The sequence below is a fragment of the Streptomyces sp. CWNU-52B genome (assembly GCF_047444975.1).
In the GTDB taxonomy this organism is placed as follows: Bacteria; Actinomycetota; Actinomycetes; order Streptomycetales; family Streptomycetaceae; genus Streptomyces.
Map to the genome: position 1 here is coordinate 134,989 of NZ_JBLFJV010000021.1, position 14,088 is coordinate 149,076.

Below are 14,088 nucleotides of genomic sequence, written 5' to 3' on the forward strand. Positions count from 1 at the left end.
CCCGGGCGTGCCCGACGCCGCACGAGCACGACAGCGCACGGGGACCGGCCTGGGTCTGCTCCTGGCACTGGTCCTCGGAGCCGTGCTGCTCACCGCCCTCCCCGACGACGACGGGGAGGGCGGTGCGGGTGCCTGCCGGGCCCGTACGGTCCGCTCCTGGACCGCGGACACGGACGTCACCGAGGAGTTCGCACGGTACGGGGACGACGCCTCGCGGGCCGACGACTGGACCGGCGGCGACGGCACCCACTCGGTGCGGCTGCCGGACGGCCGGGTGCTCTGGCTGTTCTCGGACACGTATCTCGGCCAGGTGTACCGCCCGCCCAACCCGGCCGGCGAGTCGTACGCCTGGCGGGACACGACCGCGCCGCTGGTGCGCAACTCGGCCGTGGTCATGGAGGACGGACGACTGCGGCGCACCCTGCCCGCGCCGCTGTTCGCCGACCCGGCGCCCGGACAGTGGCGCTGGCCGGTGGCGGCGCGGGTCGAGCCCCGTTCCCCCGGCTCGTCCGAGCAGGTCGTACGGGTCGTGCTGTGGACCCGTACGACCGGCGCGTACCCCTGGATCTACGGGGTGCCCACCGCCACCGAGGTCGCCACGCTGTCGCTGCCCGGTCTGCGGCTCGAAGGCATCACCCGGGTCCTCGACCAGCGGCAGGTCCGCGATCCGGCGCGGCGGGTGCTGTTCGGCACGGCCGCGCTGACCCACGACGAGGACTGGACGTACGTGTTCGGCGGGGACGACGCGCGGGCCGCGGCCCGGCCGGCGTCGCACGCGTACGTCGCGCGGGTGCCGCGGGGGCGGCTCGCGGACCCGGCGGCGTGGCGGTACTGGGACGGCGAGCGGTGGACCGTCCCCTCGCTCATGCAGCCCGTGCTGGGGGACGGCGAGCGCACCGGGGTGGGCAGCGCGTTCACGGTCGCCCGCGACGGGGGGACGTACGTCCTGTTCACGATGGCGGCGGGCACCGCGGGGCTGACCACCGTCACCTCGTACTGGGCGTGCTCGCCCACCGGGCCCTGGCACGGGCCGGGCAAGGGCTTCAGTCCGCCCCTGCCGGAGCAGCGGGCGGGGGTGGCCGCGTACAACCCGCAGGTCCATCCCGCGGTCGGCCGGGGCCGGCTCGTGCTGAGCTACGACGTGAACTGGCTGGACGCGGACGGCGGGGTGTCGGCGCAGGCGAACCTCAGCCGGAACGTGTCCCTGTACCGACCGCGATTCGTGACGCTGCGGCTGGGTCCCGGGTGAGGTCCGGCGCGGTGGGGGCTGGTGCCGCCTCGGGGTCGCGGGAGCGGCGCTTGGCGATGACCGCGCAGACCATGAGCTGCATCTGGTGGAAGAGCATCAGCGGCAGCACGGCCAACGCGGCGTGGGCGCCGAACAGCACGCTCGCCATGGGCAGCCCGGACGCCAGGGACTTCTTCGAACCGGCGAACTGGATGGCGATGCGGTCCTCCCGGCCGAACCCGAGGGCCTTGGAGCCGTACCAGGTCAGCGCCAGCATCACGGCGAGCAGCACGGCCTCGACGGCGAGCAGGGCGCCCAGCCGCGGCGGGCTGACCTGGTGCCAGATGCCCTGCACCATGCCCTCGCTGAAGGCGGTGTAGACGACCAGCAGGATCGAGGCGCGGTCCACCAGGCCGAGGACCTTCTTGTGGCGGGCGACGAACCCCCCGATCCAGCGGCGCAGCAGCTGTCCGGCGAGGAACGGCACCAGCAGCTGGAGCACGATCTTCAGGAGCGAGTCGGCGGAGAACCCGCCGCCGGTGCCGCCGAGGAGCGCCGCGGCGAGCAGCGGGGTGAGCACGATGCCCACCAGGGAGGAGAAGGAGCCCGCGCAGATCGCTGCGGGCACGTTGCCGCGCGCCATGGAGGTGAAGGCGATGGAGGACTGGACCGTCGAGGGGACGAGGGTCAGGAAGAGCAGTCCGGTGTAGAGGGAGTGGTCCAGGAGCAGCGGTTCGAGGCCGCGGGCCGCCAGGCCGAGCACCGGGAACAGCAGGAACGTGCAGGCCAGGACCGTGAGGTGCAACCGCCAGTGCCGTACGCCGTCCATCGCCTCGCGGGTGGACAGCCGCGCCCCGTAGAGGAAGAAGAGGAAGGCGATCGCGGCGGTGGAGGCGCCGGACGCGACCTCCGCGCCGGTGCCCCGGGCGGGCAGGAGCGCGGCGAGACCCACCGTCCCGAGCAGCACCAGTATGTACGGGTCGATCGGCAGCCAGGACGGCCACTTCAGGCGTTTCACGGTGCTCCGTTGCTGAGTCTCGGTGGTGCGTGTGCTGGTTGGTTCGCGTACCGGATCACGCGCCGGATCAGGGGCCGGCTCGTGCCCTCTCCATCGTCCTCCCCGTGGCCGTGATCGGGAATCCGTCACACCGCTCTGACTGTCATCACGAACCGCGATAGCGTGGCCGGTGTGTACGACCCCGCGCAGCTGCGCACCTTCCTCGCCGTGGCCCAGACGCTGAGCTTCACCCGGGCGGCCCGGCGGCTCGGGCTGCGTCAGTCCACGGTCAGCCAGCATGTGCGCCGGCTGGAGGCCACCGCGGGGCGGCAGCTGTTCACCCGGGACACCCACTCCGTGGAGCTGACGGAGGACGGTGAGGCGATGCTCGGGTTCGCGCGCCGGATCCTGGAGGCGCACGAGCAGGCGGCGGCGTTCTTCACCGGGACGCGGCTGCGCGGCCGGCTGCGGTTCGGCGCCTCGGAGGACTTCGTCCTGACCCGGCTGACGGAGATCCTGGAGGGATTCCGCCACGACCACCCCGAGGTCGACCTGGAGCTGACGGTCGAGCTCTCCGGCACCCTGCACGAGCGGCTGGCCGAGGGGAAGCTGGACCTGGTGCTGGCCAAGCGCCGCCCCGAGGACCCGCGGGGCGAGCTGGTCTGGCACGACCGCCTGGTCTGGATCGGTACGGAACGCCTGCGGCTGGATCCCGACCGCCCGGTCCCGCTGATCGTGTACCCGCCTCCGGGCATCTCCCGGGCGCTGGCCCTGGAGGCGCTGGAGCGGCAGGGCCGGTCCTGGCGCGTGGCGTGCACCAGCGGCAGCCTCAACGGCCTCGTCGCGGCGGCCCGTGCGGGGCTCGGCGTGATGGCCCACGCGCGGGGGCTGATCCCGCCGGGGCTCGTCCGGGTTCCCGACCGTGCGGGCCTGCCGGAGCTGGGCGAGGTGGAGTTCGTGCTGATCCACGGCAGACGCCACACGGCGGCCCGGGGCGCGGCGGACGCGCTGGCGGGCTCGATCCTGTCGGCGGGAGACCGGCTGCACCGCGCCCGCTGAGCCCCTCGCGGGTACCTCCCGGGGCGGTCCGGCGACCCGCCCGGTACCGCGTAAGCGGGTGGTACAGATTCCGTGGAGATTGCGGAACCGAAACTTACGTCTGGGTAAGGATTCTGTCCCGGCCTTCCCCCTTGTGGCCGGATTTCAGGGGTTGACCTGTGCGGACACCCGACCCCGGGGCCATTCGCCGCCCCTCCCGCAGCGGCTTTGGGTGGGGTAGCTTTCACCGCGCTGCGGAGCACCACAAGGAGCGGGGATTGAGCGAGTTCACCAACCCTCCCCTGGCGTCGGCACCGCCGGTGGGCGGCCTGGCCGATGCCGTCTTCGAGTATGCCCAGGAGGATCCTCTCTACATCGCACTAGGCCGCAAGGACGATCTCGGCAGGTGGCGGGACGTGACGTCCGCCGAGTTCCGTGACGAGGTCCTCGCACTGGCCAAGGGCCTGCTGGCCCACGGCATCCGGTTCGGCGACCGGGTCGCGATCATGTCCCGTACCCGGTACGAGTGGACCCTCTTCGACTACGCGCTGTGGTCGATCGGCGCCCAGGTCGTACCGATCTACCCCACCTCGTCGGCCGAGCAGGTCTTCTGGATGTTGCACGACGCGCAGGTGTCGGCGGCGATGGTGGAGCACGAGGACCACGCGATGACCATCGCCACGGTCATCGACCGGCTGCCGACGCTGCACAAGTTGTGGCAGCTCGACGCGGGCGCCGTGCAGGAGCTGTACGAGGCGGGCGGCCACATCGACGACGAGGTGGTGCACCGGCACCGGCGCGCGGTCACCCCGGAGTCCACCGCGACGATCATCTACACGTCCGGCACCACCGGCCGTCCCAAGGGCTGTGTCCTGTCGCACGCCAACTTCATGTTCGAGACGGACACCGCGATCGGGCGCTGGGAACCCCTCTTCCACTCCAAGCGCGGCGACGAGGCGGCCACCCTGCTGTTCCTGCCGCTCGCGCACGTCTTCGGACGGATGGTGCAGGTCGCGGCCATCCGGGGCAAGGTCAAGTTCGGCCATCAGCCGCAGCTCAACGCGTCGGCCCTGCTGCCCGACCTGGCGGCGTTCCAGCCGACGTTCTTCCTGGCCGTGCCGTACATCTTCGAGAAGGTCTTCAACGCTGCGCGCCGCAAGGCCGAGCGGGAGGGCAAGGGCGGCCCGTTCGAGAAGGCCGTCGAGGTCGCGGTGCGGTACGCGGACGCGGTGGAGAACAAGGCGTGGGGCATCGGCCCCGGCCCTTCGACGGCGCTGCGCATGCAGCACCAGCTCTTCGACAAGCTGGTCTACTCCAAGATCCGTGCCGCGATGGGCGGGCGGGTGCGGCACGCGATGTCCGGCGGTTCCGCGATGGACCGGCGGCTGGGGCTGTTCTTCGCGGGCGCCGGTGTGCAGATCTACGAGGGGTACGGGCTCACCGAGTCCACGGCCGCCGCGACCGCCAACCCGCCCGAGCTCACCCGGTACGGCTCCGTCGGCCAGCCCATCCCGGGCACGACCGTGCACATCGCGGACGACGGTGAGATCTGGCTGCACGGCGACAACGTCTTCCAGGGCTACCTCAACGACCCGAAGGCCACGGACGCGGCGCTGCACGACGGCTGGCTGGCGACCGGGGACCTCGGTTCGCTCGACGAGGACGGCTATCTCACCATCACCGGGCGCAAGAAGGAGATCCTGGTGACCTCCGGCGGCAAGAGCGTCTCGCCGGGTGTCCTGGAGGAGCGGGTGCGGGACCATCCGCTGGTCGCGCAGTGCATCGTCGTCGGCAACGACCGGCCGTACATCGCGGCGCTCGTCACGCTCGACGGGGAGGCCGTCGAACACTGGCTGCAGATGCGGGGCAAGCCCCAGCTCGCCCCCTCGGAGCTGGTCCGGGACCCCGACCTGGAGACGGAGGTACGCCGGGCCGTGGTCGCGGCGAACACCCTCGTCTCCCAGGCCGAGTCGATCCGCACGTTCCGGATACTGGCCCACCAGTTCACCGAGGAACACGGCCTGCTGACACCGTCCCTGAAACTGAAGCGCAAGGCGATAGAGAACGCGTACGAGACGGAGGTCGAGGCGCTCTACCGCGCGTAGCGGGGGCGTGCGCAGGCAGGGGTCACGCCTCAGGGAGACGCCCCGGTCAGTCGCGCTCCGGGAGTACGGTGTCGGCCGGATCCTTGTCGAGGTGGTGCAGGAGCCTGGCCCGCAGCGGCTCGGCGTCGGGGTGACCCAGTTCCTCGAAGAGTGCCAGGGCCCGGGTCCAGACGGTGCGGGCCGCGTCGCGGTTCCGGGCGGCGTGGTGGGTGTCACCGAGGTGGGCGAGGATGTCCGCCTCGAAGTAGCGGTCCTCCAACTCGTGGAAGAGCAACGCGGCTTGCCGGTAACAGGCGGCCGCCTCCTCGTACTGGCCCAGATGGTGATGGGCGTAGCCGAGGGTGTCCCAGGTGTGGGCCTCGCCGGAGGTGTGGCCGGTCCCCGCCACCAGGGCGAGCGCCTGCCTGCCGTGGACGATGGCTTCCTCGTGGAGACCGAGGCCGGCCTGGTCCCAGCCGACGTTGTTCAGGGCCACGGCCTGCCAGGCGAGGTCGCCCGCGGCACCGAACAGCTTCACCGCCTGCCGCGAGTGGTCCAACGCCTCGGTGCGCAGTCCCTGCCGGGTCGCGACCCGGCCGAGTGCGAGCCGCGTGTGTGCCTCCCCGCCGAGGTCGCCGAGATCCCGGTACAGCTCCACGGCGCGTTCGAGGTGCCCGCGGGCCTCGGCCTGCCGGCCGAGCGCCGAGGCGGCGTTGCCGAGGTTGCGCCGGGCGCACGCCTGTGCCGCGGGGTCGGCCAGCCGACGGGCCGCCTCCAGCCCCGTCGTATGGACGGCGGTCCACTCGGACCAGAGCACCCGGCGCTGATGGAAGGTGGTCAGCGCCGCCGCCAGCTGCCAGACGTGCGCGTCGAAGCCGGCCTCGAACGCCAGGTGGACCGCGGCGAGCAGAACGGGGTGTTCGGCACTGAACCAGGCCATCGCGGCCTCACGGTCGGCCGGTCGCTCGGCGGTCACCCGCGGCTGCGCCGGGGCGGGAAGGATCCGGTCGGCCGGTGGCCCGAGCAGGCGTTGTGCCTCCAGCGCGGTGGACAGGTAGTGGTCGAGCAGCCGGTGCGTCGCGTGACGGCGGTCGTCCTCCTCTTCCTCGGTGTGGGCCAGCTCCCCGGCATAGACGCGGAGCAGATCATGGAAGGAGTACCGGCCCGGAACGGGCTCGTCGAGCAGATGGGTCCGCGTCAGTTCGGCCAGCAGCGCCCTGACCCGCGCGGGCGGCACACCGGCCAGGCTCGCCGCGGCCGCCGCCGTGGCATCGGGCCCGGGATGCAGGCCGAGCAGCCGGAAGAGCCGGGCGGCGGCCGGGCTGAGGGCGTCGTAGGAACGGGAGAAGACGGTCCGTACCCGGCTGGCCGGATCACCTCCGTCGAGTGCGTCCAGACGGCCGGTGGCGTCGAGCAGTTCGTCGGCGAGGGTGGCGAGCGGACTGTGCGGCTCGGCGGCGGCGCGGGCGGCCACGACCGCCAGCGCCAGCGGCAGGCCCGCGCACCGGGACGCGATGGCGGCGACGGCGGCGGGCTCTGCCGCCGTGCGGCTGACACCGAGGCGGTCGATCAGCAGGGACCGGGCCTCGGCGAAGGGGAGCACGTCGAGGGCGAGCAGGTGGGCGCCCTCGGCCGCGGCCAGGCTGGTGAGCCGGTTGCGGCTGGTGATCAGCGCGAGGCAGCCGGGCGCGCCGGGCAGCAGCGGACGTACCTGTTCGGCGTCCCGGGCGTTGTCCAGCACCACCAGCACCCGCCGGTCGGCCAGCAGGCTCCGGTAGAGGGCCGCCTGCGCTTCCAGACCCACGGGGATCCTGGTCGGGGCCACCTCGAAGGCGTCCAGGAAGCCGCGCAGCGCCTCCGCCGGGTCCCGTAGCGAGCCGCTCGGATCGAAGCCGCGCAGGTTCACGTACAGCTGTCCGTCGGGGAAGTGCTCGCGCACCCGGTGCCCCCAGTGCACGGCCAGCGTGGTCTTGCCCACCCCGGCCGTGCCCGACACCGCCGAGATCACCACGGGTGCCGACAGCCACGTCGGGGCGAGAAACGTGTCCAGAATCGACAGTTCCTCGCCCCGGCCCGTGAAGCCGCGGATCCCGACGGGCAGTTGCGCGGGCACCACGCCCCGCCGGGAACCGGTGGGACGGGACGGGGCCGGCTTCACCGGCACCGAGGGGGCGAGTGCCTGTCCCCGGAGGATGAGCTGGTGCACGTCGCGCAGCGCTCCGCCGGGGTCCGTCCCCAGTTCCTCCGCCAGCCGCTGCCGGACGGAGGCGTAGCACTCCAGCGCCTCGGCGCCCCGCCCGGTGGCGTACAACGCCCGCATCAGCGCCTCCGCCAGTGGCTCCACCAGCGGCTGTTCGCCGAGGAGCGTGGAGAGCGGACCGATCGCGGCGGCGGAGTCACCGACACGCACCTGGACGCCGGCCCATTCGACGGTCGCGTCCACCTGTTCCCGGCGCCACGTCTCCCGCGTCTGCTCCGCCCACGAGCCGTCCAGTCCGCTCAGCGGCTCCCCGAGCCACAGACCTAGGGCCTCGCTCAGCAGCGACGCGCGTGAGGCGTCCGGCGACCCGGCCGCCCGAGCCTGATCCACCAGGTGCCGGAAGCGGTGCACGTCGACCTGTTCCCGATCGATCTCCAGCACGTATCCGCCGGACCGGCGCATCAGCCGCGGTCGTTCGCCCGCGGCGTCAGCGGTCCGCTCGCAGATCTGACGTATGCGAGCGATGTGCGCGTAGACCGAGCGCCGGGCCCCTTCCGGCGGGGCCGTGCCCCAGACCCGCTTGATCACCACGTCGACCGCCACAGGGCGGCCGACGTCCACCGCCAACGCCGCCAGCACAGCGCGCCTTTGCGGCGGGCCCACCTCGATCGTCCGCCCGGGCAGGGCCAGTTCGACGGATCCGAGTAATCGCACCTGCAGCATGGTGGCCCCCGTGGTGCTCCGCGTCGCGGAAGTCTGCCCACGCCCCCGCGGCGAGCGACGGCAGCAGCGACGAAGCCGACAACCTATCGACAACATTCTGGCCCAGACACGACTTTCACCATGGGAGTACACGCGAAGGGCGGTTCATCGGACGCGTCGCACGGGGACGTGGGAACACGGGGGAGCCATGCGGAAGAACAGCAAGTCCATACGGGTGCGCGGCGACGACAAACCCAGCGCGGTCGGGAGCACCGGCGGGCAGGCGCCCAGGGGTGTTCCGCCGGAGCCGGGCCGACACCGGCCGCGCGGTGCGGGCCGGTCCGTCCCTGAGCCTGCTCGGGTGCGTACCGGAGGGCGGAGTGTGTTGAAAGGAGCATTCGAGCTGCTGGCCGCGATGGACCGCACCCGGGGAGCGGGACTGACCCGGCTCTCCGTCGAGAGCGGGCTGCCGAAGGCCACGGCTTACCGGCTGTTGGAACAGCTGATCGGCCTGGGAGCGGTGGAGCGGTACGCGGACGGGTACCGGATCGGCTCGCGGATGTTCCAGTTCGGGAACGGGTGGCAGCCGCATCCGGAACTGCGTGCCACCGCGGCCGAGCCGGCCCGCCGTCTGGCGGCGGTCACCGGCGCGGCCGTGGGGATCGCGGTGCTGCGGCACGACCAGACGCTCGTGCTGGACTGGGCGCCCGGTGCGACCGCGCCGTTCACGGCGTTACGGAACCGGTCGGCGTGGCCGTGGTACACCGCCGCCGGCAAGGTGCTCGCCGCGGCGCCGGAGTACCGCTTCCCGCCGAGTTCCGTGCCCGCCTCATGGCCCCGGGAGGGCCGGGCGATCCGGGAGAGCGGTGTCGCGGTCGACCGGGAGATACTGACACCCGGTGTGTGTTCTGTCGCCGCGGCACTGTACGACGCGAGCGGCACGCCGGTCGCGTCGCTGTTCGCCGCGACCGCCCCCGCACACCGGCCGGAGCGGCTCGCCGATGTCGTACGGCGGACCAGCGCAGCGATCAGCGCGCGCCTCGGGCGGGGCTGTCTCCGGCCGACCGGCTGATCACCTGGTCGGCCGGAGACAGCCCCGCCCGGACGGCGCTGCCCCTCAGGCCGGGGCCTGCGGCTGTGACTGGTCCATCACCAGCAGCAGGGCCAGCACACCGAGGGCGGATCCGGTGGCGTACCGCTGCACTCGAAGCCAGGTGGGCCGTGCCACGAGAAACTCCGACAGAGCCCCCGCGGCCATGATGATGACGAAGTTCGCGGTCACGCTGACGACGATCTGGATACCGCCGAAGGCAAGGCCCTGGAGCAGGACATCCCCGGCCCGGGGATCGACGAACTGCGGGATCAGGGAGAGGTACAACAGGGCGATCTTGGGATTGAGGAGGTTCGTGACCAGCCCCATGCCGAACAACCGGCGGGTCGAGGCGTCCGCCGTCTCACGCGGCGCGAAGACGGACCCCCCGTCCGACCTGAACGCCTGCACGGCCAGCCATCCCAGATAGACGGCGCCTGCGATCTTGAAGGACGTGTACATCGCGGGGACGGTCCGCAGCACGGTCAGCAGACCGAGGTTCGTCACCACCACGAAGACCAGGGCACCGGCCGCGACCCCGCCCAGCGACACCACTCCGGCGCGGCGCCCCTGGGCGATGCTCCGGGACACCATGTACATCATGTTCGGTCCGGGAGTCACCACGAGGCCCAGGGATATCACCGCCACACTGGCCCCGTCGCTCACGTTCACCACGGGTGCTCCCCCACGACGCGGCAGGGCCACGCCCCGCCGGCGACGGTGACCGCGCGAGGAGCCCCCGCCGTGAGCACGGACTTCATCCGTGCCGCCTTCGCCGCCTTCGCCGCCTTCTTCTTTTTCCCTTTTTCCCTCTTACTCCTGTTGTTCCTGCTGTTCTCTTTCATCGGTCCCCCGTGTCATTTCCCGTACTCCGCGCTCCTGTCAGAGGCGTGCGCAGATGTCGTCGAGCAGTCGTCGCTCGGCCGCCTCGTCCTCGTCGACCCCGCCGAGCATGTAACCGCCGAACTTCATGTGTCCGCGCTCCCGGCCGAGAGCGATCACGCCCCGGCCGACGTCGGCTATCGCGGCTTCCACATCGACGAGTTCGACCTCGGTGTTCTCGTGGACGTACAGCTCGGTGAGGCGCCGGGCCGGAATGATCTCGCCGTGTGCGGCACGCACTTCGGGGTGGGCGTGGAAGCTCTCCCAATACATGCGCGAGCCTGGTATCACCCCAGGTGCCGCCACCGAGACGGTGGTGATGGTGTCCCGGTAGGTCTCCGCGAGGGAGAGCCAGGAGTCGACCTCTTCGCGAAGCTGTTTCCGGGTGGTACCGGGCAGCCCGAGAATTCCCGAGGCATAGATCTTGTAGTCCAGTTCCTGGGCGAGTTCGAGCGCCTCAAGAACCCGATCGGGCCCCTTGTTGATTCCTTTGGAGTCGCCTTTGAGGAGCTTCGGGTCGAATGCCTCCAGGCCGACGTTCCAGGTGCGTACGAAGCCCTGGCACAGCTTCGCCGACTGGAGGAACTCGAAGACCAGGCCGTAGGCGAGGAGGAACCGGTGGTCCCGGAGAACCGGTGAGGCGGCGCAGCGTTCGGCGAGTTCGTCGAGGTATCCGATGTCTCCGGACCACTGCGCCCGGGAGAACCCCAGAGTGGAGTCCCCGGCGGCATAGACGTTGGCGCCGAGGCCGCCCACCACCGTCTCGAGCGCCGGGACGATCGTGTCCATCCGGGCGAACTTCGGAGTGAGTCCCTGGATCGAGCAGTGTTTGCAGCGGCGTCCCGGGCGTTTCCCCCAGGTGCAGCCGGCGTCCAGCGGCAAGGTGACCATGCGCTTGAGTTCGTAGTGATGGGCGTACCAGACGTCGAAGGCCCTGTCGTAGTACCGCTCGAGCTGGTCCTCGATCAGTGTGTAGTCGGGGAGGATGCGACGGTCGAGCGGATAGGTGGGGGTGGGCTGATTGACGACTCGCGAGTTCTCGCGATAGGCGAGGGAGGGGACGCGCTTCAGGTCCAGTTGCCCACGCAGCGCGTACAGGAGACCGAGCATGGTGAAGGGGCCGTTGTTTCCGGTGCTGACGAAATCAACGAGGCGGTGACCGTAATGGCCGGTGAGTATCTCTCGATGGAGAATTCCCGCATGGTCGTTGCCGAACACGATCACAGCTTCGGGATTCACGCGCTTGATCTCCGCGGCGACGACGAATGCCCACAGCGCGGTGGAGGTGTAGACGGTGAACGCCACCACGTCCGGCGGGTCGGCCGCGATGGCGGCGCGTACGTCCTCCCAGGCGACATGGCTCAGGTCGAGGTAGGTCCAGGAGAGGTCGGGCAGGAACCGCTGCTGATAGGTGATCATCTCGACCAGACCGGAGTGCGGGTAGACCGTTCCCTCGTTCTGGTACCGCTCCTGACCGTCCACCCCGTCGACGAGGGCACCGCCGCCCGAGTGGCCGCCTCGGTGAGCCGAGGTGAGTGGCAGCGCGACGTACCAGACCGACAGGGCGGCGGCGGCCGGGCGAGGTCCGCCGCCGGGGCCCGCCGCGCCGGGTGGCGGGAACTCCCACTGGAACCGACCGTCGATGCCGACGACCTCCTCCACCGGTTCCAAGCCCATCTCCATGACATCTCCCCCCGCCGACGGCACCAAGGAGCATCAGCCTCGTCACCCTGCCAGGCCCGTGTCACGCGCCGTTCCGGTGAGCGGACCGGCGTCGGGAGGCCCCGGGGCGGCTCGGGAGGCGTCCTGCGACGCGTGGTCGGCGAGGGACGCGTACCTGGACATCTGAGCGGATCCTTTCCGGCCAATCTCCCGTTCGGCCCGCGAACGTACGGGACAGGAATGCACAACAGCCCGTGATCGTTGACGATGGAGTACCACCCGACGACTTAAGGATCGAGAGCTCGTGAGCAAGGTCCCCCCGATCATCCTGAACAACGGCGTCGAGATGCCCCAACTGGGCTTCGGTGTCTGGCAGGTGCCGGACGACGAGGCCGAGCGAGCCGTCGCCACCGCGCTGGAGGCCGGGTACCGCAGCATCGACACCGCCGCGGCCTACGGCAACGAAGAGGGCACCGGCAAGGGCCTCGTCTCCTCCGGGATCGCCCGCGAGGACCTCTTCGTCACCACCAAGCTCCAGAACGCCGACCAGGGGTACGACTCGACGCTGCGTGCCTTCGACGCGTCCCTGGCCAAGCTCGGCCTCGACTACGTGGACCTGTACCTCATCCACTGGCCCCTGCCGGACAAGGGCACGTACATCGACACGTACAAGGCCTTCGAGAAGATCCACGCGGACGGCCGCGCCAAGTCCATCGGCGTCTCCAACTTCCTGCCGGAGTACCTGGACAAGCTGACCGACGCGACGTCCGTCGTCCCGGCCGTCAACCAGATCGAGCTGCACCCGCACCTCCAGCAGGCCGCCGCCCGTGCGTACCACGCGGAGCACGGCATCGCCACGGAGGCCTGGTCCCCGCTCGGCCAGGGCAAGGGTCTCCTGGAGGTCCCGGCGATCGTGGCCGTGGCCCGCAAGCACGACCGCACGCCCGCCCAGGTCGTCCTGCGCTGGCACCTCCAGCTGGGGAACGTGGTGATCCCGAAGTCCGTGACCCCGTCCCGGATCAAGGAGAACATCGACGTCTTCGGCTTCACCCTCGACGCCGAGGACATCGCCGCGATCAGCGCCCTGAACGAGGACCGCCGCCTGGGCTCCGACCCCGCGACGGTCAACTGACGCACGGCACGAGGCGCGGCACGGCACGCCTGTGCCGGACCGAGCGTGAGGAGGCCGCCACCCGATCGGGTGGCGGCCTCCTCGTGCTCCGGGTGCTCCGGCACCCCGTGTCAGGGCTGCTTCACACCGACGTACACCGTCAGCGCCGTGAGCACGAACACATCCGGCCGCTGGAACACGCTCGCCTTGTCGTCCGGGTCGAGGAGCCGGTCGAGGGTGGCGCGGTCCTCGGCGTCGAGCCCCTCGGCGAGCCCGTCGCGGCGGTGGGCGAGGGCGGTGGCGACGAAGGCGCGGCCCGCGTCGGACACCGGAGCGGGGATGTCGAGCAGGAACGTACGGGTCCTGGTGTGGCGCAGCCCGACGGCGGTCAGCAGCGCCGGCCAGTCCTCGACCTCCTCGACGACGGCATCGGGCAGCTCGGCCCGCATCCGGGCGAACCACTCCTGCTCGACGGCGTCCATCCTGGAGTGCAGCCCCGGACGGCCGATGCCGAAGTCACGCGGCAGATAGCGCGGGGGCAGGCCGCCCTCCAGCAGGGCGAGGGTGCCGCCCGGCGCGAGCCGCTCCGCGAAGCCGGTGAGGGCGCCCCGCTGGTCGCCGACGTGGTGCAGGGACCGGCTCGCCCACAGCAGGTCGACCGGATACTCCAGGTCGCCGAGCCCGTCGCCCAGTTCGGCCTCCAGTGTGCTGAACCGGTCGGCGATCCCCCGCTGGGCGGCCCGCTCACGGGCCTTCTCCAGGAGGGGTTCCGATCCGTCCACGGCGATGACCCGGGCCGCGGGAAACGCGTCGGCGAGCAGACAGGAGATGACACCGGGACCGCTCCCCGCGTCGACGATCAGCCCGGGCTCGGGCTGCGCCTCCCGCAACCACTCCGCGGCCTGCGCGTAGAGCGGTGAGAACAGCTCGGCCTCCTGCACGAGCATCGGAAGCATCTCGGCGAAGTCGATATGAGTGTGGGAAGGGGAGTGGGAAGGGGAGTGATCGTGGCCCATGGCGCGCCTCTCGTTCGGAATACCCCCAGCCTGCTCCCCTCTCCCAGAATCAGCCACTCACCTTGCCGAACCAGCAAG

At 71.3% G+C, this 14,088-nt stretch carries 11 protein-coding genes; 5 read left to right on the forward strand and 6 right to left on the reverse strand.

Features of this window, described 5'->3' with window-relative positions:
• Positions 1-7 precede the first annotated feature (7 nt).
• Positions 8-1,249 (forward strand): DUF4185 domain-containing protein, encoded by a 1,242-nt coding sequence (locus tag ACLVWQ_RS21555; RefSeq protein WP_414110711.1) that lies wholly within the window; start codon positions 8-10, stop codon positions 1,247-1,249.
• On the opposite strand, the gene ACLVWQ_RS21560 is transcribed toward ACLVWQ_RS21555, so the two are convergent.
• Entirely contained in the window at positions 1,188-2,246 is a 1,059-nt protein-coding gene (locus ACLVWQ_RS21560) for a bile acid:sodium symporter family protein (protein WP_414110713.1), read from the reverse strand. The genes ACLVWQ_RS21555 and ACLVWQ_RS21560 overlap by 62 nt on opposite strands.
• A 171-nt stretch (positions 2,247-2,417) precedes the next feature.
• On the opposite strand from ACLVWQ_RS21560, the gene ACLVWQ_RS21565 reads away from it, so the two are divergent.
• The gene (locus ACLVWQ_RS21565; RefSeq protein WP_414110714.1) at positions 2,418-3,284 is read left to right on the forward strand and encodes a LysR substrate-binding domain-containing protein; all 867 of its coding nucleotides are present in this window, start codon (positions 2,418-2,420) and stop codon (positions 3,282-3,284) included.
• A 257-nt stretch (positions 3,285-3,541) separates the two neighbouring features.
• Positions 3,542-5,368: an AMP-dependent synthetase/ligase gene (locus tag ACLVWQ_RS21570; protein ID WP_414110715.1), complete on the forward strand. Its 1,827-nt coding sequence runs from the start codon at positions 3,542-3,544 to the stop codon at positions 5,366-5,368.
• 46 nt (positions 5,369-5,414) lie between these two features.
• Here the strand turns inward: ACLVWQ_RS21570 and ACLVWQ_RS21575 are convergent, their stop codons facing one another.
• On the reverse strand, positions 5,415-8,270 hold the full coding sequence (locus ACLVWQ_RS21575; RefSeq protein ID WP_414110716.1) for an AfsR/SARP family transcriptional regulator: 2,856 nt from the start codon (positions 8,268-8,270) through the stop codon (positions 5,415-5,417).
• A gap of 361 nt (positions 8,271-8,631) precedes the next feature.
• On the opposite strand from ACLVWQ_RS21575, the gene ACLVWQ_RS21580 reads away from it, so the two are divergent.
• Positions 8,632-9,321: an IclR family transcriptional regulator gene (locus tag ACLVWQ_RS21580; RefSeq protein ID WP_414110717.1), complete on the forward strand. Its 690-nt coding sequence runs from the start codon at positions 8,632-8,634 to the stop codon at positions 9,319-9,321.
• A 45-nt stretch (positions 9,322-9,366) separates the two neighbouring features.
• Here ACLVWQ_RS21580 and ACLVWQ_RS21585 read toward each other — a convergent pair whose 3' ends face one another.
• Genes ACLVWQ_RS21585 through ACLVWQ_RS21595 form a run of 3 tightly spaced genes read right to left on the reverse strand, consistent with a single transcriptional unit; the run spans position 9,367 to position 11,904 of the window.
• Complete coding sequence (locus tag ACLVWQ_RS21585; RefSeq protein WP_414110718.1) at positions 9,367-10,014, reverse strand: LysE family translocator; 648 nt, start codon at positions 10,012-10,014, stop codon at positions 9,367-9,369.
• Positions 10,008-10,184 (reverse strand): hypothetical protein, encoded by a 177-nt coding sequence (locus ACLVWQ_RS21590; protein ID WP_414110719.1) that lies wholly within the window; start codon positions 10,182-10,184, stop codon positions 10,008-10,010. The genes ACLVWQ_RS21585 and ACLVWQ_RS21590 overlap by 7 nt, the downstream gene beginning before the upstream one ends.
• Before the next feature lie 37 nt (positions 10,185-10,221).
• Positions 10,222-11,904 carry a B12-binding domain-containing radical SAM protein gene (locus tag ACLVWQ_RS21595; RefSeq protein ID WP_414110721.1) on the reverse strand — a complete coding sequence of 561 codons (1,683 nt, stop codon included), beginning with the start codon at positions 11,902-11,904 and terminating at the stop codon, positions 10,222-10,224.
• Positions 11,905-12,229: 325 nt separating this feature from the next.
• Here ACLVWQ_RS21595 and ACLVWQ_RS21600 point away from each other — a divergent pair, with 325 nt between their 5' ends.
• Entirely contained in the window at positions 12,230-13,015 is a 786-nt protein-coding gene (locus tag ACLVWQ_RS21600; protein ID WP_414110849.1) for an aldo/keto reductase, read from the forward strand.
• Positions 13,016-13,125: 110 nt separating this feature from the next.
• On the opposite strand, the gene ACLVWQ_RS21605 is transcribed toward ACLVWQ_RS21600, so the two are convergent.
• On the reverse strand, positions 13,126-14,010 hold the full coding sequence (locus ACLVWQ_RS21605) for a class I SAM-dependent methyltransferase (protein ID WP_414110722.1): 885 nt from the start codon (positions 14,008-14,010) through the stop codon (positions 13,126-13,128).
• Positions 14,011-14,088: the final 78 nt, after the last annotated feature.